The organism is Psychrobacter piscatorii, from assembly GCF_001444505.1.
GTDB classification, from domain to species: Bacteria; Pseudomonadota; Gammaproteobacteria; order Pseudomonadales; family Moraxellaceae; genus Psychrobacter; species Psychrobacter piscatorii_B.
On sequence record NZ_LNDJ01000129.1, the window covers coordinates 1 to 19600 of the forward strand.

Genomic DNA, 19600 nt, shown 5'->3' on the forward strand with positions numbered 1-19600 from the left:
TATATAGATTTACACTTGGCTGTCAAACGCTATTTTTCAATTTTTTAAATATTTTTCAATTTTATATCAAAATTTTTAGCAAGCATATGTTTTTATTGATTTTATATTTTCATAAAAAATCATTTTTTTAGACTCGATACTTACTTATTGGTTAATGCTTGCTCAATGTCTTCTTTGATGGCATCTGGCTTGGTCGTTGGCGCATAACGATCGATGACCTGCCCTTTGCTATCGATTAAAAACTTGGTGAAATTCCATTTGATGCCATCTGTCAGTAGGCCGCCTTTTTGGTCTTTAAGCCAGTCATAGATAGGATGAGCGTCTGCGCCATTGACATCAATTTTCGCCATCATAGGAAAGCTGACACCATAGTTTTTTTGACAAAACGCGCCGATCTCATCATTGCTACCGGGATCTTGGCTGCCAAATTGATTACAAGGAAAGCCGATAACGACTAGCCCTTGATCTTTGTATTGTTGATATAACGATTCTAACCCTTCGAACTGCGGAGTGAATCCACATTTGCTTGCCGTATTAACGATTAGCAATACTTTATCTTTATACTCGGAAAACGCTTGCGAGCTGCCGTCCATACGCTCAGCGGTGAAGTCATAAATAGTACTCATCATCTATCCTTAAATTGAGAATTTTATTATTTTGATTATTTGTTTCAATAACGCCGTTTTCTTTATCACATGAATATTAGAAACCCTTGAAAAGGAAGCACTCTGTACTTCCCCTCTCACACTTCTAAAATCAGATAAAGGACTTACTTCTCAGATTTATCTAAATCAATAGATACTGAGTTGATACAATAGCGCATACCTGTCGTCTCACGTGGACCATCAGGGAACACGTGCCCTAAATGTGCACCGCAGTTGCTACAGGTCACTTCGGTACGAATCATACCCAATGAGTTGTCAACATGCTCGTCTATCGCGCTGTTATCAATCCCTTGATCGAAACTTGGCCAACCACAACCCGCATCAAACTTGTTGCTTGAATCAAACAAACTGGCACCGCAGCCTTTACAGCGATAAACACCATCATCAGTTGCATCGTTATAAACACCTGTAAATGGACGCTCTGTACCCTTCTCACGCATCACATGATACTCGTCAGCGCTCAAACGCTCTTTCCAATCAGCTTCGGTCAATTGGCTAATTTCTTCTTTACTTAATTGATTGTCTTGCATAATTTTCCCTTATTCGATTATTTATTATCTAATCTCTATCACTATTTTATCGCCATATTATTATAAAAACGATGGGTTATATGTGAAGATTCACGACTCACTATTCAAGGCATGTTCAAAAAGAGGACTGCCAATGCTATGTGATTTTCAGTGCTTTGAGCAGCACCCTTCGAATAAAATACAGTCAATAATATTCACTTATCTATAGATATGAGCATCAAGGGGAAAAGACACAATATTGCAAGTTATTCTTGCATTTTATAAAAAGCGTTTCTATCTCTTGCAATATCTTTTGTAATGCAATAATATCTTGCACTGGTAAGTTATGAAAACAATATTCAATTTTGTATCATCTATACACGTTCACTGATTGATAAAGGCTCAAATAACAATGTCCGATAGCAATAGTAAAAGCACGCAAGCAGAGCGGCTAGTACAGCTACGCCGAGACAAAGGATTTACCGCAGAGCAGCTAGCACAAGCAATGACAGCCGCTGGTGCAAAGGTCAGTCGCGGAGCTATCTCCAACTGGGAGCGCGGCACTAACGGTATCGTCTCATCGAAGCTACCGACACTGGCTCGTATTTTAGGCTGTAGCGAAGGCTATCTCTTGCGCGGTGATCTTCAAAGTGAAGATACTAGTATGCTTTTATCCGAAGACAACTATTTATCTCAAAGTATGGATTTAGAGACAGCTCACGCTTCAACTAGCCCATCAGACAATGGGGCAGCTAAGACTCAGCTTGAGACTTTTCCCGACACCGATAAACATTCACAAACCTACCCGACAAAGGGTCACGCTATGAACACCATAAAAAAATCCAATAAATTACAAAACGTCTGCTACGACATTCGCGGCCCCCTACTCCAAACTGCCAATAAAATGGAAGCAGAGGGTAAGCGCATACTGAAGCTAAATGTAGGCAATCCAGCGCCGTTTGGTTTAGAAGCGCCACATGAAATCTTGCGTGACGTGGCGATGAATTTATCTGAGGCAACGGGTTATTCGGACTCACAAGGGATTTTTTCGGCGCGCAAAGCCATTTTGCAATATTACCAGTCTAAAGGCCTCTTATCAGCAGTTGATGTACGTGACGTCTATCTGGGTAATGGTGTGTCTGAGTTGATTGTGATGACCATGCAAGCGCTAATGAACGATGGCGATGAAGTCCTGATTCCGATGCCAGATTACCCACTTTGGACAGCAGCGGCTAACCTCGCTGGCGGCACCGCTGTGCATTATCGCTGTAATGAAGCAGACAACTGGCATCCTGATGTTGAGGATATTAAATCTAAAATCACTAGCAAAACAAAGGGCATCGTGGTTATCAACCCCAATAACCCGACAGGCTCCCTTTATAGCGATGAGTTATTAAAGCAAATTATCGAAGTCGCGAAAGAGCACAACTTAATCATCATGGCGGACGAGATTTACGATCGTATTCTCTATGATAATAATGTACATACACCGATGAGCACCTTGACCGATGAAGTACTGGTACTGTCGTATAATGGGTTATCAAAATCGCACCGTATTGCCGGATTTCGCTCAGGCTGGATGATGGTGTCTGGACGCAAACAGCACGCGACTGACTTTATTGAAGGCTTGGATATGCTGGCATCCATGCGCCTTTGCTCGAATGTTCAAGGACAGTATGCCATCCAAACAGCGATGGGCGGTCATCAGAGTATGCAAGACTTGACCTCCGAAACAGGTCGCCTATATAAACAGCGCGAAATGGCGGTTTCACGTCTCAATGCGATTAAAGGCATTTCTTGTACCATGCCGCAAGGTGCGTTTTACTGTTTTCCAAAAATGGATCCAGAGGTTTACCCTATCACGGATGATATGGACTTTATGATGGACTTACTCGTCGAAGAAAACGTGTTGATGGTGCAAGGCACAGGCTTCAACTGGGACAAACCCGATCATTTTCGTTTGGTCTTTTTGCCTAACTTGCTTGATTTAGAAAATGCGATGGATAGATTGGACCGATTTTTTGCAAAAAAACGCCAGCAGTTTGGCACTGAGTAAATATTCATATGACATTAAAAAACGCTTATCGGCATCATGCTGATAAGCGTTTTTTATGGCTCTAGAATAAGCTTTAGTGCAGAGCTCTAGCGCCTTAAGATTAAAAAATATTGCTCAATACAATATAGCTGATTGCTGATAGACCAGCAGCAACTGGCAAGGTGATGACCCATGCCAAACCGATTGGTTTCATGAGCGCCCAATTGGTATCTTTATTGACCATACCAATACCCAGTACAGCCCCAACCAAGGTATGCGTGCTTGATACAGGAAGACCCATCGTTGATGCGCCCATAACGACAGCAGCAGCGGCCAGCTCAGCTGAGAATCCAGAAGCTGGATGCATCTTCGCTAGATTGGTACCGACAGTTTGAATGACTTCTTTACCGATAAACCAAAGACCAACAATCAGTGCCACACCAAAAGTCAGCATAACAGCAGGTGGTACAGCCGCTTCGGTCGAGATGCTATTGGTACGAATGACATCCATAATCGCAGCAAAAGGACCAACCGCGTTGGCAATATCGTTTGAGCCGTGACTAAAAGCAAATGCTGACGCGGTAAAGACCTGCATCCAGCTAAACATAATAAAGGTGGCTTTGGTCAGATCCTCTTTGTGCTTGCCGCGGATACTCTTAGTATAAATATAAGTCGCAAGCCATACTAACGCTGCTATCATCCCCATGATTAAAAAGCCTTGCAGCGTCGTCATACCATTATTGACGTTTTTCAAACCTTTAAAGATAACCAAGGAGGCCATAACTGCACCGCCCGCAGCCGCAATAATAGGCACCCATTGCTTCAATGCTTTTAAGGTATCGAGGTTGCTGCGCTCGTTTTCAAGCTTATAAAGTTCTTTGTAATAATCCGTCTCTAAATCTTCAACCAAGCAATCATCATCTTTATAGATTTCTTGATCTCGTAGCATCGCTGACGTATAAGCCAACTGCTCTGACTCGGTTAGACCATCCAAAAACTCTTTATGGTTTTGCTTTAATACTTTTTTATTGGCTTTTAGCTCACCAATATGCGCTTCTGTTCTATCATTATATTCAATGATATTTTTCTTGATTTGGCCATATAGTAGATAAGACAAAACGCCGCCTAGTAACGGTGATAGAACCCAAGAGATAGCGATAGTGCCAATCTTGCCCCAATTTACCGTTGATAACGCCATTTCAGTACCACCTAACGTGATACCCAATACGATGGAGCTACCCACCACGCCGCCAATAATCGCATGGGTGGTCGACACTGGCAGACCTTTTTTGGTAGCAAATAACAACCAAAACGCAGCAGCAAACAACGCTGAGAGCATGACATAAATAAACTGGTTGGGCTCGACTGAGAGGCCATCTAAATCGACAATACCGCTTCGGATGGTATCGGTTACTTCACCACCTGCCAGTACGGCACCCGACACCTCAAATATCGCTGCGATACCCAATGCTTGCGGGATAGTCAGCGTTCCTGCACCCACTGAAGTACCAAAGGAGTTGGCGACATCGTTACCACCGATATTAAATGCCATAAAGACACCAAACGCGGTCGCTACAATAAATAGCGTCGTTTGCTGACGCATGGTGTAATCTAAACCCCACCACAAAAAGTAGATGGTCATCGCAATCAATAAAATGGCAAAAAATAGATTTACTTTCATAGAGCCGACTGATTGTGTTGGCCCTGTAGAACTGTTGCTAATACCCATACGTTAATACGTCCTGCGTAAGCTGATTGAAATTATATGCGATTAGTAACATTGCGCAGCCATACATGTGAGTTTTAAAACCACACACTAAAGTAGCATGATGATACATGCGCAACGTGCTTTTTAAACAATGAATACTAAACAATAATGTTTAGCGGATTTTGCTGCCGTACCTTAGAATCATTCATCTATGCTTGATTCAGGGTGCTGATACGCTTCTCTGTAAAAACGCATCACATATCAAAAAGCCGCAAGGTATATTGCCCAATCATTTGATTACAGCATCTTGCGGCTTATCTTTCTGGTGATGTTACGGTCTTTATCAGTACATTTTTTATCAATACAGTGTTTATCAATACAGTGTTTATCAATACAGTGTTTATCAATACTTAGATACGGCGATAATGTCTTTTAAATATCTGTACCCATCATAAGATATGCATCTGTCAGCACATTTTATGACAGGGTAAAGACAATTGCGGCCCTATTATATTAAATATAATCACATAATGCATAATGATATTGCAAGATTTGTAACTGTGAGCGTGTCCACAGAATTCATCCTTTATCAATGACAGATTAGATTTCGTATGTTTCCCTAAGCAAAATTGGGAAAAAATGGTTTTTCAAAAGTACAAGCAACCTGTAAATCTTAGTTATTTTGTGATAGCTATTTGCCATCAGATGCTTCCGATAACTGCTGTATCGCATGATCTAAGACGTCTAAACGCGCTTGTCGCTTTTCATTGGTCGCGATAATACACCATGGCGCTGTTTTTGTATCGGTGCGTGCCAGCATATCTGCTGCAGATTGCACGTAATCTGACCATTTATCACGATTGCGCCAATCATCATCAGTGAGTTTGAATTGCTTGTGCGGTGTATCTTGACGGGCTTCGAAGCGTTTTAGCTGCTCTTTTTTATCAATAGCTAACCAATATTTGATGACCAGTGTCCCAGCCTCCACTAAGTCTGATTCAAAACGATTGATTTCATCATAGGCACGCTGCCACTCCTCATCGGTGGCAAACCCTTCAATACGTTCAACCAGCACGCGCCCATACCAAGTGCGATCGAAGATAGCGATACGGCTAACATGATTCGTTTGCTCATTAGGTAATTTCGTCCAAAAGCGCCATAAATAAGGGTGTTGAGTCTCGTATAACATCGGTGCGCCGATATTGTAAATTTGATATTCACGTGGATCGAGTGCGGCAACTAGCCTTTTGATTGCGCCTCCTTTCCCAGCCGCATCCATGCCCTCAAAGGCAAAGACAACATGACGACCTTGACGCGCCCGTAGTAATTCAGCGAGACGTGTTTGCTTCTTTGCCAAAGCATCATTATATTCAGACTTACTAATCTTTGAATCATCAATATTGGTCAAGCTTTTCGGTATCTTTACCGGTTCAAACGGCGCCTGTTCAACTTTTGGTTTGGATTTTTTTGTCTTGGACGATGATTTTTTTTCTGTAGATTCAGTTGTACTGGTACGACTACTAACGAGCGCCATTTGCATCGCATGTAAGACTTCATGACAAAAATCATCAGCCGCTGCCGATTTATCATCACCATCGATGATGATCCAGTCATCTTGTTGCCGTAAGAGAGTGGCTGCAACCTCATTAAATTTTTCGATCACTGTTTTGCTGTTCCAGTCAATTTGATACAAAAACTGCGGATCAGCCTCACTATCTTGTAGACGGCTATGCAGTGTTTCCATATCCACATGGAACCAGCATTTCAGTAGCCTAGTGTGATTGGCTATAAGATCCTGCTCAAATGCTTTGAGCTCAGCTAACTGCTGCTGTAAATAGGCTTGCCATTTCGCAATAGGAAGCGCATTTTTATCGATATGCTTTTGATTTTTCGATTGCTTCTTTTTATCTTCATTATTTGATGTTGCTATGCGCATGACGTTGTATAACAAGTCAGCATACCAATTACCAAAATAAACCATCACATCGCCATGGCGCGGCATCGCGCCGGTATGAACTTGCCAAATAGGCTGATAGCTTAGCGGCGCATGGCCGACGGTTGCCTCAACTTTAAGCAATCTTGGATCGACCCATTGCCTCAATTGCTTAACAGCGGTACCCTTGCCTGCCTGCTCCATCCCATTAACGAGTACCAACAGCCCCGTTGGTTTATTGAGCGTTGGCGGTTTCTGTTGCCGGGTGGCTCTTAGCGCATACTGCGCCGTAACCAAGGCGAGCCTAAGGGCGTCCTTGTCCATAGAAAACTGACTCAAAGGATTGGGCGTTAGGCGCTCCTCGACGACTTGCTCACTAAACTGCGAACTGACCGCTTGTGGTGCCTCTGGTTCAGTAGTATCATTTTTTTGGGACATGATTGGACTCACTTTTATTGTTATTGAATGATATTGTTATTACACTGCTTTGCCATTGAACAATATTAGATACTCTCGCTCGGCAGACTCTTTTTGATACTGCGTTTTATGCTAGAGTAATTTCATAAAGCTATTTCATCATAGCATTGCGCCAATCGAGTAAATAATATTGCTATGTAACAGTTTGGCATTTGTATTCTCATTTATTTTCTTTTATGGTGAACACAATTTTTAATACTTGCTAAAATAGCTATTCAAAAGCCTATGCGGTTAAACAACCACAATAACGCTGCCTCAAATTTTCAATATTATCTATTTTTATTATAGGATTTACTGCCATGACCGCTCTAGCCGACTTGCAACAGCATTTGACACGTTTTTGGGCTCTGCCTCACCATGAAAATGACGTATTGAGAGCCAAGCTCAACGAAGTACAAACATGGCAACAAGTACGTATCCGTCACACCCATCGTGCACTATTTGAACAACCCAAAAACCAGCTAATGGCAGATTATTTTTTAACGAAGTTATATGGTGGTGATGAGTTCGAGATACTAGCAAAACAACTGGCCCGTATCCTGCCAAAAGCCAAAAAACTAGAACGTCTTGCCAAAGAGTCTGCATTAGAAGCTGGTAGCATGGGTATTCAAGCAGCAATTTTGGCCATTGAGCTGGATCTACATTTGGCTGAGTGGCTACTCGATCAAAACTTACCAGTGAACGCAGACAATATGCTAGCTGCCTACCGTGCGGTTGATGAGGAAGCTGAACGCCGAGTACAGATTGCCAACCTAAAAGACGTTTGTTACCGCACTGACAAACACTTAAATACTTTTATGCTCAAAAAGGCCTTTGCATTGGCAAAAGGTGCTGCTTATCGCAGCAATTACCAGCCACTTTATGATTTCATCGACGCAGGCTTCAAAGCTATGAAACCTTTAAGTAGCGTAAGCAGTTTTATTGAACCGTTTTGTGAACGTGAACTGCTAATTGTTGATGAAGTACATAATGGCGGTAAGCCAGTAGGGTTTGGTGTATCATAGAATCAATACGCTAAATAGCTAATTAATTCTTGGCATATCTCAGGCTGTACATAGCCTAATAAAAACAAACCTTAGGATAATGTGATGACCGACACATCAAGTAATAACAACGCTCATTTGCAGAACAAATTGGTAAAAGACAGTATCGATCACAACCAAGATATCAGCGCGCAAATATTACGCGCGCAGACAGCTGCATCTAATAAAGATAACAGCAATAATGACTTTACTAAAGTTCAAGACCTACCAACTGGAACGCCACAAGGCCAACAAACGACTATGCCAAATACCGAAAAACCAACCAGCACAGATACTTCAGTACGCACAGAAAGGCAAGCGCTTTTCAATCAGCGTGATGATATCAATAACCCACATACGCCTGAAACTGATGGCAATGAGCAAACCCACTTTGGCTATAAGACAGTCAACAAAGCCGAAAAACAAGCACGTGTGGCTGATGTATTCACCTCTGTCGCCAAAAAATACGACATCATGAATGATCTCATGTCATTTGGTATTCATCGTCTATGGAAGCGCTACGCCATTAGCCTATCAGGGGTTCGTGCCGGTCAGCATGTACTCGATATCGCGGGCGGTACAGGCGACTTAGCCAAAGTATTCAGCCGTGAAGTCGGTAGAAATGGCCATGTTGTATTATCTGATATCAATGCTGCCATGCTAGAAGTGGGCCGCGAGCGCTTAATCAATGCCGGCTGCAATAACGTTGATTTTGTATTGGCAAATGCTGAAACCTTGGCACCATTTGATGACAACAGCTTTGATTTGGTCACCATCAGCTTTGGTTTACGTAATGTCACCGACAAAGATGCAGCGCTGCGTGCGATGTACCGTGTCCTAAAGCCGGGTGGTCGCTTATTGATTTTAGAATTCTCAAAGCCCGTGTTTGAGCCATTATCTAAAGCATATGACTTGTATTCATTCACAGCGCTGCCAATGATGGGCAAACTGATTGCTAATGATTCTGAAAGCTATCAATACTTGGCGGAATCAATCCGTATGCACCCTGATCAGCAAACACTCAAACAGATGATGCAACAAGCAGGATTTGAGAACTGTGATTATCATAACCTGACTGCTGGCATTGTCGCTGTACATCGTGGTTTTAAAGCTTAAAATCAAAGTACAATTAGCAACACCATATTGAACCAAACATACTATGCGCTGACTCAAAGGCGCTCAATTAATGATGCGAGAGCCTTATGCTGACTGTTTTACTATTGGCTGGTGCCGAGAAGCTGATTAACATTGCTATTGCGAGTGACGAGATTACCAAGGCAGGGTTAGCGCCGCTTGCTGGTAAAGTACTGCGTCTCAACATGGGCATGCCTGACATTCATTTGGACGTGTTGTTCACTCATGAACGGTTGCGTTTTGAGCCAGTCACGACAGACAGTGTATTTGAGCCAAGTGGTCAGATGAATGAGCGCCAAAAAGCCAGTATGGAGCGTGCCCGTTTTGGTCATAGCCGTCCGGACTGTACCATCACAGTCGATAATCCAGCGCAGCTACTCAATCTGATGCGCGGCGCGGAGGGTAACTTACCAATCGCGGGCGATTACAAAGTACTGATGCAGCTCAAACAGCTAGTTGCTGGCTTCGATCCTGATTTGGCTGGGCAGCTTGAGCCATTAATCGGCAAACCAATGGCCAGTCAATTACATCTTCTTATCTCTCAGCTTAAAGGTAGCTGGCGTCATAGTGCCAAACGTGCATTTGATGATGTCAGCGATTGGGCCAATGATGTGGCAGGCAATAGCGCGCCTGACCCTATTGATGTCGCTGAAGTCAACGATCTCAAACAGCAGATTCTAAAGTTGCGTGCTGATATTGAACGTGAAGAGGCCAAGCTTGCGGCTATCAAAGAAGAGCAAGCACGTTTCCTCAATAACTCGTTTCACCAGTAGTTTGTTTTATTAGTAGCTCGTCTTATCAATGATGAGCACACGCTATTACTGATAGCATTGTCTATAATGACGCATAGCGCCTACCCTATTTTCGTTTTTGTCCAGAGTACCCAATCCCATGCTATTATCTCACCGCGCCCGTCTACTAGAGCTTTGGCGTATCGCCGCAACTTATCGCCTTGATACCCATTTATCTGTCGAAGAAGCGCCGCAACTGCAACCTTTAGCACGCTTAATTCGTACGCATCCAGCAGCATGGGGTAAAAAGCATCAGCCAAATGGAATCAAGTACGCGCTTGAAGAGATGGGTACACTGTTTCTCAAATTGGGTCAATTACTCTCAACGCGTCGCGACTTGGTACCGCCTGAGATCATCGCTCAGTTAGTACAGCTACAGGATAAAGTTAAACCTTTCGACGCTGATATTGCTGTCGCTCAAATTGAGCATCCAAAACATGGCCTCGGTCAGTCCATCGATATATTGTTTGCACGATTTGATATTAAACCACTAGCGGCAGCCTCTATCGCCCAAGTCCATACTGCAGCTCTGCATGATGGGCGTGAAGTGGTGGTTAAAGTCGTGCGTCCTGATATTCGTACTGTGATTGTCTCTGATTTTGAATTATTGCGAGAACTGGCAAGTTGGGCATCGGCTCGTATCGAAGCGGCGCGTGCCGTCCATATTATAGATATTGTCGAAGACTATCGACAAGTAATGCTCAATGAGCTGGATTTGACCCTTGAGGCGGACAACACTACCCAGATGCGCAATAACTTTTTGGGTTCAGCATTGATGTATGTGCCTGAAGTATATGATGCTGCCAAAAACGTGATGGTCATGGAGCGTATCCAAGGCGTTCCCATCTCACAAGTTGAGGTGTTTGATCAGTTGGGTTATGACCGTGCCGCGCTTGCAGAAAAAGGCTTGACGATATTTTTCACCCAAGTCTTCCGTGATAACTTTTTTCATGCTGATATGCATCCGGGCAATGTGTTTGTTGAGACGCCACCTGTCAAAACATTACATGCAGATATGGCAGCGGTTGATTTGGGTCATCAGCCACGCTATATCGGGCTTGATTGTGCCATCATGGGTACCCTGTCAAAAGATGATCAGCTTATCGTGGCACGTATGTTACTTGCAGTCATGAATAACAACTTTACCGCGGTCGTCGACATCGTTAGCCGTGCAGGTTGGATACCACCAAATGCTGATAAACATGCGCTGATGCGTGATATGAAGCGTACCGTAGGCCCCATGCTACAAAAATCAATCAACGATATCGATTTTGCTGGTGTGCTGATGCAGATTTTAGACATTGCTCGTCGCCATCATATGAGTATCCCACCGCAGCTGATGCTATTACTCAAAACCTTGGTACATGTAGAAGGGCTCGGTCGTGACCTCTATCCTGATCTTGATATCTGGTCACTTGCCAAACCAATCTTGAGTAGCTGGATTAAAGAGCAGTTAGACCCGATGCGTAACTTACAACAGCTGCGCCAACAGTTACCTGAGCTACTCTTGTCTACTACCGACATTCCAAAGCTACTGGATCAAGGGCTACAAAGCCTTGCCTCACAAGGCTCACGGCAAGACAGCCAACTGCGTGAAATACAACAAATACGCGCCGATATGCTCAACGACCGTCGCCGCGACTGGTTGGCATTGGCAGGATTCGGAATCAATATTGGCATTGCGACTCAAGTAGGCTGGTTTGCACCTTTCTTTTATTTGTTAGCTATTGTGGTGGTCATTTGGCGTATCCTAGCTTAATTACAATAGGAAAAATTCCTGTCAATGACACATATTAAATAGATATTGAATATGCTTTAATGCTAAATAGTCGCATTATCTATAGGATTCATCATGTCATCACTACCATTGTCACAGACTCATAATACTATCAAGCCAGACCATAGCTTGGCTATTACAGCCTTACAGGAACGTTTTGGCAAACAACTGAGTGTGAATTCGACAGTGCGTGAGCAGCATGGCCATACAATGACGTGGCTCACCAATCAGCCACCAGATGCAGTATTAACGGTACAGGACAAACAGGAAGTAGCAGCGGCGGTCGAGATTTGTAATCAGTATGAGATGCCAGTGATTGCTTTTGGTATCGGTTCATCTTTGGAAGGCCAGCTCAATGCACCTTATGGTGGGTTATGCATCGACATGCACGCAATGAATGCCATTTTGCAGGTTCATAATGAAGATTTGACCGTTACCGTTCAGCCTGGCGTGACGCGTGAGCAACTAAACCATTATCTGCGCGATGCAGGGCTGTTTTTTCCGATAGATCCCGGCGCCAATGCCAGTATCGGTGGTATGGTCGCCACTCGTGCGTCGGGCACCAATGCGGTACGCTACGGTACCATGAAAGATGTGGTACTCGCACTAGAAGTCGTGACCGCAAGTGGCGATATCGTAAGAACAGGCACACGAGCCAAAAAATCTGCCGCAGGCTATGATCTAACACGCTTGATGATCGGCTCGGAAGGGACACTGGGAATTGTCACTGAGATCACGCTGAAACTGTTTGGTATTAGCGAATGCATAGGTAGTGGCATTTGTCATTTTTCGAGCATCGAAGATGCTTGTCAAGCAGTGATGCTGACTATTCAGATGTGCTTACCTATTGCTCGTATTGAACTACTTGACGCGATGCAAATAAAAGCATGCAATCAATATGACAACCTCAGTCTAACTGAGACACCAACGTTATTTGTCGAATTCCATGGCACAGAAGCAGGTGTTGCTGAGCAAGCCAAGCTCTTTACCGATATCATCGAAGAATTTGGTGGTCGCGATTTTGCTTGGGATACCAATGAGGCTGAGCGCAAGCGCCTCTGGCAAGCGAGGCACAATGCGTATCATGCCAGTTCTGCCCTGAGGCCTGAAGCCAGCGCGTTATCGACTGATGCCTGCGTGCCTATCTCACGTCTAGCTGAGTGCGTCAGTGAGACGGCAAAAGATATCGAAGCATCGGGGATGATTGGACCGATTGTCGGTCACGTTGGCGATGGAAACTTTCATGTTCTGTTGCTGGTCGATACTAAAAATCTTGAAGAAGTCGCTACCGCTGAGGCAATTATCGGACGCCTAGCTACTCGCGCTATTGAGATGGATGGTACCTGTACGGGTGAACATGGTATTGGACAAGGGAAACAGAAATACATGCATCAAGAGCATGGTAACGCCCTAATCCTTATGCAAGCTGTCAAGTCAGCCCTTGATCCCAAGAATATATTGAACCCGGGGAAAATATGGCCTGAAGCGCTATCTATTTCTTAATAATCTGATAAAAATCAAAACACACATAGAGTCAAAGCAATAACCAAAAAAAAGCGCCTACTTTCAATCAAAAATAGGCGCTTTTTTAATATTTATCTTTATAGCATTTGATCAATTGCCATCTGTGTTAGCACCCGTCCACGAGCAGTACGCAATACATACCCTTGTTGAATAAGGTAAGGCTCAATCACGTCCTCAAGCGTACCTCTATCCTCAGCCATTGCCGCTGCCACGGCTTCGACCCCAGCAGGACCACCATCAAAGCGCTCGTGTAATATCTCTATATAGCGTCTATCCAGATGATCGAGTCCTCGTCTGTCCACTGCTAACATATCTAGCGCACTACCTGCAATCGCACCATTGATACTACCATCGCCTTTTACCTCAGCATAATCACGCACACGGCGTAGCAACCGGTTGGCAATCCTTGGTGTACCACGAGCGCGGCGAGCAATCTCTATAGCGCCATCCTCACTCATTGGTACACGCATCAAGCGTGCTGCTCGGCTCACAATTGTTGTGAGATCCGCAATATTATAGAACTCTAAACGCTGGACGATACCAAAACGATCACGCAGCGGTGAGGTCAATAGCCCTGCTCTGGTAGTTGCTGCCACCAATGTAAACGGTGGCAGGTCAAGTTTAATAGAACGTGCGGCAGGCCCTTCACCAATCATAATATCCAGCTGAAAATCTTCCATCGCTGGATAGAGTATCTCTTCAATGACCGAGCTCAAACGGTGGATCTCATCAATAAATAATACATCACCCGCTTCCAGATTGGTCAGCATAGCAGCCAAATCCCCTGGGCGCTCAAGTACAGGGCCTGAAGTAGAGCGCAGATTACCACCCATCTCGCGCGCAATAATATTGGCAAGGGTCGTTTTACCCAGCCCTGGTGGACCAAATATCAGCGTATGATCTAAGGCTTCATCACGGCCACGAGCCGCACCGATGAACACCTCCATTTGCTCACGCACCACTGGCTGACCAATATACTCAGCCAATAATGCTGGTCGGATATTGGCGTCAGGAGCGTCGTTCGCGCCTTCTAGCGGATTAATTAAACGATCTTGCATCATAGAATTTATCATTATATTAAAAAATTAGGTAATAAATAGCATAACCAAACGCTGCGTATAAGTCATGCAAAACCTCATTAAACAAGTGCTAAAACGAAAATAAGCGACACTCAATGTCGCTTATCTGTTAAATGCACTATTTTGTTATTATCGATAGATGACTTTGGAACGTGCTCTTAGAAACCAGACAACTGCTGTAAGGTCGCTTTTAACAAGCCCTGAGTATCTACAAAGGTGTCACCCTTACTTTTAGCCGCTTTGATGGCTAGCTGAGCTTCTTTTTCTTTGTAGCCCAAGCTAATTAGCGCCCCTTCTACTTCAGCAATGATACTGCCGTCTTGAGAAACAGCGGTTTGCTGAGGCATGAGCTCAAACGAACCGTTGTCCATTTCGATATTTTTTAACTTGTCTTTTAGCTCGATAAGTAAACGTTGCGCCGTTTTTTTACCAATACCGGGGATACGAGTTAGTGCCGTTTCCGACTCTTGCTCAACATGCATTTTTAGCTCAGCCGCTGACATTGCAGACAGCATTGCCAATGCCATTTTTGCCCCAACGCCATTGATCTTGATCAGTTGGCGAAAGACATCACGCTCTTTACGATCAATAAAACCATAAAGCAGCTGGGCATCTTCACGAACATGAAAATGCGTCCAAATACTCGCCTGCTCGTTAAGGTGCAATTGACAAAATGACGGCAATGGCAGCTCGATATCATAACCCACACCAGCGGTTGTCATGATACAAGCCGTTGGCGCCATTAAGTATTGCACCTGTCCGGTAATCAATCCAATCATCACTCACCTCTGTTGATTATTATAAAGTTAAGTCCGCTGCCATTCATTATGCAAGAACACCTTTCACTAGCATGGTCTATTGCTTATATACGCCTAGCCTTATTGGTAAAAATCGACCATGCCTTCGAGGCTAATTGGACGGATTTTATGCGCTTGACCAGCGGAACCAAACGCTTCAAAACGATTGGTGCAGATGTCTGACATCGCGACCATAGACGCTTTGAAGTATTTACGTGGATCGAATTCGCTTGGATTATTTGCCAAGAACTCACGGATAGCGCCTGTTGATGCTAGACGCAAATCAGTATCGATATTTACTTTACGCACACCATGCTTGATCGCTTCTACGATCTGCTCAACCGGTACACCATACGTTTCGCCAATATCACCGCCGTTTTCATTGATGATTTTTAGCCATTCTTGCGGCACTGATGAAGAGCCATGCATGACAAGATGCGTGTTAGGAATACGGGCATGAATCTCTTTTACACGCTCAATCGACAAAATATCGCCTGTCGGTGGACGCGTGAATTTGTAAGCACCGTGACTCGTACCGATAGCAATCGCTAGCGCGTCAACATTGGTGTCTTTTACAAATTGCTCAGCTTCATCAGCACTGGTCAAAAGCTGCTCGTGATCTAATACGCCTTCTGCGCCAGAGCCATCTTCTTCGCCTGCCATACCGGTCTCAAGGCTACCTAGGCAACCGATTTCGCCTTCTACAGAGACACCGCACGCATGTGCCATTTTGACCACTTCACGAGTGACGCTGGCATTGTAATCATAATCCATTGGCGTTTTGCCATCTTCACCGAGCGAGCCGTCCATCATAACTGATGAGAAACCAAGCTGAATCGAGCGCTGGCAGATAGATGGTGACATACCGTGATCTTGATGCATCACCACTGGAATGTGTGGCCATTCTTCGATAGCAGCAATAATCAAATGACGCAAAAATGCCGACCCTGCATAGTTACGTGCGCCCGCACTGGCTTGAACAATAACAGGTGAATCACAAGCATCCGCAGCCATCATGATTGCGCGCATTTGCTCTAAGTTATTGACGTTAAAGGCAGGAACACCGTAGTTGTGTTCAGCGGCATGATCTAGAAGTTGACGTAAGGAGATTAGGGCCATAAGATGCTCTCTGATTGGATTTTGAGTAGTATTTTAAATGCAGCTTTGTAACAATCATTCCGCTATCTGCTCGACCATACTGACTGTATATATATCAGTCAAAGTCTGACTCATTTGGGATATGATTATCACGCGGTGATTATAGCAAAAATTGTGCTGTCTTCGTAGCAGTTGCCTGACTATTTGTCAGTCTAATCAGTCTCTTTCTCTCATTGGTGTCTACGACAACTGAACCATTTTATCTATCATACTCATAGCACAGAACGCAAAAAGCCTTGGCAATCACCAAGGCTTTTCTAGTATTTCGAGGCTTATAGAGCAATGACTATGATAATGGATGACTTATAATAGTATCCAAAAAGTCAGTCATTTAATTGCTTAGTACTGTTGCTCTGCATCAACTGCAACATCGTTAGCACCATCAGCAACAGCATTGGCACCGTCAGCAACTGCTTCAGCAGTATTTTCAACTGCTGTGTTAGTACCTTCAGCGATAGCATCACCAGTGTTCTCTAGAGCGTCTGTTGCAGCTGCACCAGCAGTGTCTGCACTTTCAGCAACTTCAGCACCAGCGTTTTGAGCAGCAGCTTCAGCTTCAGCAGCAGCAGCGTCTGTTTCGGCAGCAGCGGCATCAGCGTTTGCAGCAGCATCATCGCCAGCTGATTCAACAGCAGCTTCAGTGTTCTCTTCTGTTTGTTGGCTACATGCAGTAACTGCAAAGGTACCAGCAAGTATGCTAGCAAGTAACAAATGACGTTTTAACATAATAAACCTCTCGTAAATAATGCATGTCAAGATACATGGTCGCGCTATTTTATAGAGTACGAATGAGACATGCAATAATAATTTTCAGTGTAGAAACAAATAATTACTGCTTAATAATCAATGACTATCAATTTTAGCTATACCAATATAAATAAGCCAAATGAAAGTCAAAATATTATTTTCACAGACTACCTTAGATGTTTACTATTAGTTGTACGTCTAGTGTTACGAAAATACTGAGTAACGTTAATTAGTTAAGCGTTAATTTGCAACGCAGCAACTGCTGGAAGCACTTTACCTTCTACAAATTCTAAAAATGCACCGCCGCCCGTTGACATATAACTGACGCCATCAGCGACTTGATATTTATCAATAGCCGCCAAGGTATCACCGCCACCCGCAATTGAAAAACCGTCACTGTCTCTTACAGCTGTTGCTAGTATTTGCGTCCCTTGACCAAAAGCATCAACTTCAAAAACACCGACTGGGCCATTCCACAAGATGGTTTTTGCATTGATAATAGCATCGGCAAGTTCCTTCGCGCTTTCTGGCGCGATATCCAATATCATGTCGTTATCACCAATAGCATCAACAGACTTGATTGTCGCAACTGCCTTTTGCAATGAACCAGTAAAGTCAGCAAAATCGATGTCGTCTTTATCAGCAACAACCACATACTCAGGTAGTAGTATCTCAGTCTTGGTCATGATATCGCGCGCAGTATCGATCAAGTCTGCTTCGTATAGCGACGCGCCCACACTATGCCCCTGCGCCGCTAAGAAAGTATTGGCAATACCGCCACCAACGATAATCTGTGTACAGACTTCAGCTAAGCTATGTAGCACTTCTAACTTGGTAGACACTTTTGAGCCGCCAACGATGGCAAGCATAGGCTGAGCTGGTGTTTCAAGCGCCAGGCTCAAGGCATCAAGCTCAGCTGCCAACAAAGGCCCTGCACAAACAGTTTTTTCTGCTTGACGCATCGCTTGCGTCACGCCTTCTGTTGATGCTTGCGCACGGTGCGCGGTACCAAAGGCATCCATAACAAAGACATCACATAAATCCGCGTACTTCTTCGCTAACGTCGCATCGTTTTTCTTTTCACCATCGTTAAAACGTACATTTTCTAGTAGTACGACTTCGCCAGGTTTTACAGCAGCGCCTTGAGTCAGGTAATCATTATTCAGGCGCACTGGTGACGCTAATTGCGAGCCCAATTTGTCTGTCAAATAATCAGCAACTGGTGCCAATGAATAAATAGACTCAGGATTGCCTTCTGTTGGGCGTCCCAGATGTGAACAAACAATAACAGCAGCACCCTTCTCTAGCGCCATCTCAATAGTAGGTAGACTTGCTTGTAAGCGAGCATCACTTGTGACTTTACCGTCTTTAATAGGGACATTTAAATCTTCTCGGATCAATACCACTTTATCGGTTAAGTTCAGCTCGCTCATACGCAAAAAATTCATTACCTGCTCCTATGCATCAATATATCTATTAATTTACGATTACTATCATGATTGATATGACTGATAATTTTTTAACTATCATTTACTATATCTGCTCTAACAATGAGCCTTATTAGACTGCACACTTGCTATCTTTATATGTCTTCATCACTGAGTCTTTATACTAACTATCACACCAAGTTACTGGAACAGATAAGTGAGTAGAAATCAGTGGCGGTGTATTCTATCAGTTTTCTATGAGATGCTCACAAGCAAACTTTCACGATTTTTAAAAACATGAAAATATTGAGTGAGTAATTTTACTCCAGCATTGATAGGAAACGGCTGTAACTGCTAGCTTTGAACTCATTCAATAAACAGTAACATTTCGTGGTGGTACTCAGCAGTCAGGCTCTTTATGATAGAAGCGTTGACAATAACAATAACTTTTTAGGAGAACACAATGAGTATCGACTTAGACACTGCAAAGCAAAATCTATTAAAACTAAAAGATGAGTACGAGTCTCGCATTGACAAAATCGAAGATCATATCCAAAACCCACAAGATGATCTCAATGAGCACTGGGAAGATCAGGCTATATCCTATCGTCAAAATGATATGCGCAAAAATTTAATGAGCGAGGCGCGTCAGAGCCTAATCTATGTCGAAAATGCCTTAAGTCGTATAGAAAATGGTACTTATGGCGAGTGCGAGGTTTGCGGTGAACCGATTGAAGAGCAACGTTTAGAAGCGCTGCCCTACGCTACTTTGTGTATGGAACATGCTGAATAGCTAATAAATTTCATCTAGAACACA

Annotated in this window: 16 protein-coding genes; 7 read left to right on the forward strand and 9 right to left on the reverse strand. The window is 43.7% G+C overall.

Features of this window, described 5'->3' with window-relative positions; translation table 11 throughout:
• Nucleotides 1-140: 140 nt before the first annotated feature.
• Together AS194_RS12820 and msrB are read right to left on the reverse strand one after the other, a co-directional pair.
• The gene (locus AS194_RS12820) at nucleotides 141-626 is read right to left on the reverse strand and encodes a glutathione peroxidase (protein WP_058025888.1); all 486 of its coding nucleotides are present in this window, start codon (nucleotides 624-626) and stop codon (nucleotides 141-143) included.
• Nucleotides 627-769: 143 nt separating this feature from the next.
• A complete protein-coding gene (gene msrB, locus AS194_RS12825; RefSeq protein ID WP_058025889.1) occupies nucleotides 770-1195 on the reverse strand; it encodes a peptide-methionine (R)-S-oxide reductase MsrB in 426 nt (141 codons plus the stop codon).
• Between the two features lie 391 nt (nucleotides 1196-1586).
• Here msrB and AS194_RS12830 point away from each other — a divergent pair, with 391 nt between their 5' ends.
• A complete protein-coding gene (locus tag AS194_RS12830; protein WP_058025890.1) occupies nucleotides 1587-3230 on the forward strand; it encodes an aminotransferase class I/II-fold pyridoxal phosphate-dependent enzyme in 1644 nt (547 codons plus the stop codon).
• A gap of 100 nt (nucleotides 3231-3330) precedes the next feature.
• Here the strand turns inward: AS194_RS12830 and AS194_RS12835 are convergent, their stop codons facing one another.
• Entirely contained in the window at nucleotides 3331-4938 is a 1608-nt protein-coding gene (locus AS194_RS12835) for an inorganic phosphate transporter (RefSeq protein ID WP_058025891.1), read from the reverse strand.
• A 670-nt stretch (nucleotides 4939-5608) separates the two neighbouring features.
• Nucleotides 5609-7288, reverse strand: coding sequence for an ATPase (locus AS194_RS12840; RefSeq protein ID WP_058025892.1), 1680 nt, complete (start codon nucleotides 7286-7288; stop codon nucleotides 5609-5611).
• Between the two features lie 338 nt (nucleotides 7289-7626).
• Here AS194_RS12840 and AS194_RS12845 point away from each other — a divergent pair, with 338 nt between their 5' ends.
• The 5 genes from AS194_RS12845 (at nucleotide 7627) to AS194_RS12865 (ending at nucleotide 13554) form a co-directional block, all read left to right on the forward strand.
• A complete protein-coding gene (locus AS194_RS12845) occupies nucleotides 7627-8331 on the forward strand; it encodes an FFLEELY motif protein (protein ID WP_058025893.1) in 705 nt (234 codons plus the stop codon).
• An 84-nt stretch (nucleotides 8332-8415) separates the two neighbouring features.
• Entirely contained in the window at nucleotides 8416-9465 is a 1050-nt protein-coding gene (ubiE, locus tag AS194_RS12850; protein ID WP_058025894.1) for a bifunctional demethylmenaquinone methyltransferase/2-methoxy-6-polyprenyl-1,4-benzoquinol methylase UbiE, read from the forward strand.
• 86 nt (nucleotides 9466-9551) lie between these two features.
• Entirely contained in the window at nucleotides 9552-10256 is a 705-nt protein-coding gene (locus tag AS194_RS12855; RefSeq protein ID WP_058025895.1) for an SCP2 domain-containing protein, read from the forward strand.
• A gap of 118 nt (nucleotides 10257-10374) precedes the next feature.
• Complete coding sequence (locus AS194_RS12860) at nucleotides 10375-12033, forward strand: ABC1 kinase family protein (protein ID WP_058025896.1); 1659 nt, start codon at nucleotides 10375-10377, stop codon at nucleotides 12031-12033.
• 93 nt (nucleotides 12034-12126) lie between these two features.
• The gene (locus AS194_RS12865) at nucleotides 12127-13554 is read left to right on the forward strand and encodes an FAD-binding oxidoreductase (RefSeq protein WP_058025897.1); all 1428 of its coding nucleotides are present in this window, start codon (nucleotides 12127-12129) and stop codon (nucleotides 13552-13554) included.
• A 98-nt stretch (nucleotides 13555-13652) separates the two neighbouring features.
• On the opposite strand, the gene ruvB is transcribed toward AS194_RS12865, so the two are convergent.
• The 5 genes from ruvB to AS194_RS12890 form a co-directional block, all read right to left on the reverse strand.
• Nucleotides 13653-14633, reverse strand: a complete 981-nt coding sequence (gene ruvB, locus AS194_RS12870; RefSeq protein ID WP_058025939.1) for a Holliday junction branch migration DNA helicase RuvB — start codon at nucleotides 14631-14633, stop codon at nucleotides 13653-13655.
• A 179-nt stretch (nucleotides 14634-14812) separates the two neighbouring features.
• Nucleotides 14813-15433: a Holliday junction branch migration protein RuvA gene (ruvA, locus tag AS194_RS12875; RefSeq protein ID WP_058025898.1), complete on the reverse strand. Its 621-nt coding sequence runs from the start codon at nucleotides 15431-15433 to the stop codon at nucleotides 14813-14815.
• Nucleotides 15434-15532: 99 nt separating this feature from the next.
• Nucleotides 15533-16570: a class II fructose-bisphosphate aldolase gene (gene fba, locus AS194_RS12880; protein ID WP_058025899.1), complete on the reverse strand. Its 1038-nt coding sequence runs from the start codon at nucleotides 16568-16570 to the stop codon at nucleotides 15533-15535.
• 378 nt (nucleotides 16571-16948) lie between these two features.
• Nucleotides 16949-17335, reverse strand: a complete 387-nt coding sequence (locus AS194_RS12885; RefSeq protein WP_058025900.1) for a hypothetical protein — start codon at nucleotides 17333-17335, stop codon at nucleotides 16949-16951.
• A gap of 254 nt (nucleotides 17336-17589) precedes the next feature.
• Nucleotides 17590-18804 (reverse strand): phosphoglycerate kinase, encoded by a 1215-nt coding sequence (locus AS194_RS12890; RefSeq protein WP_058025901.1) that lies wholly within the window; start codon nucleotides 18802-18804, stop codon nucleotides 17590-17592.
• Between the two features lie 442 nt (nucleotides 18805-19246).
• Between AS194_RS12890 and AS194_RS12895 the strand changes: the two genes are divergently transcribed.
• Nucleotides 19247-19576, forward strand: coding sequence for a TraR/DksA family transcriptional regulator (locus tag AS194_RS12895; protein WP_058025902.1), 330 nt, complete (start codon nucleotides 19247-19249; stop codon nucleotides 19574-19576).
• The last annotated feature ends 24 nt before the right edge of the window (nucleotides 19577-19600 follow it).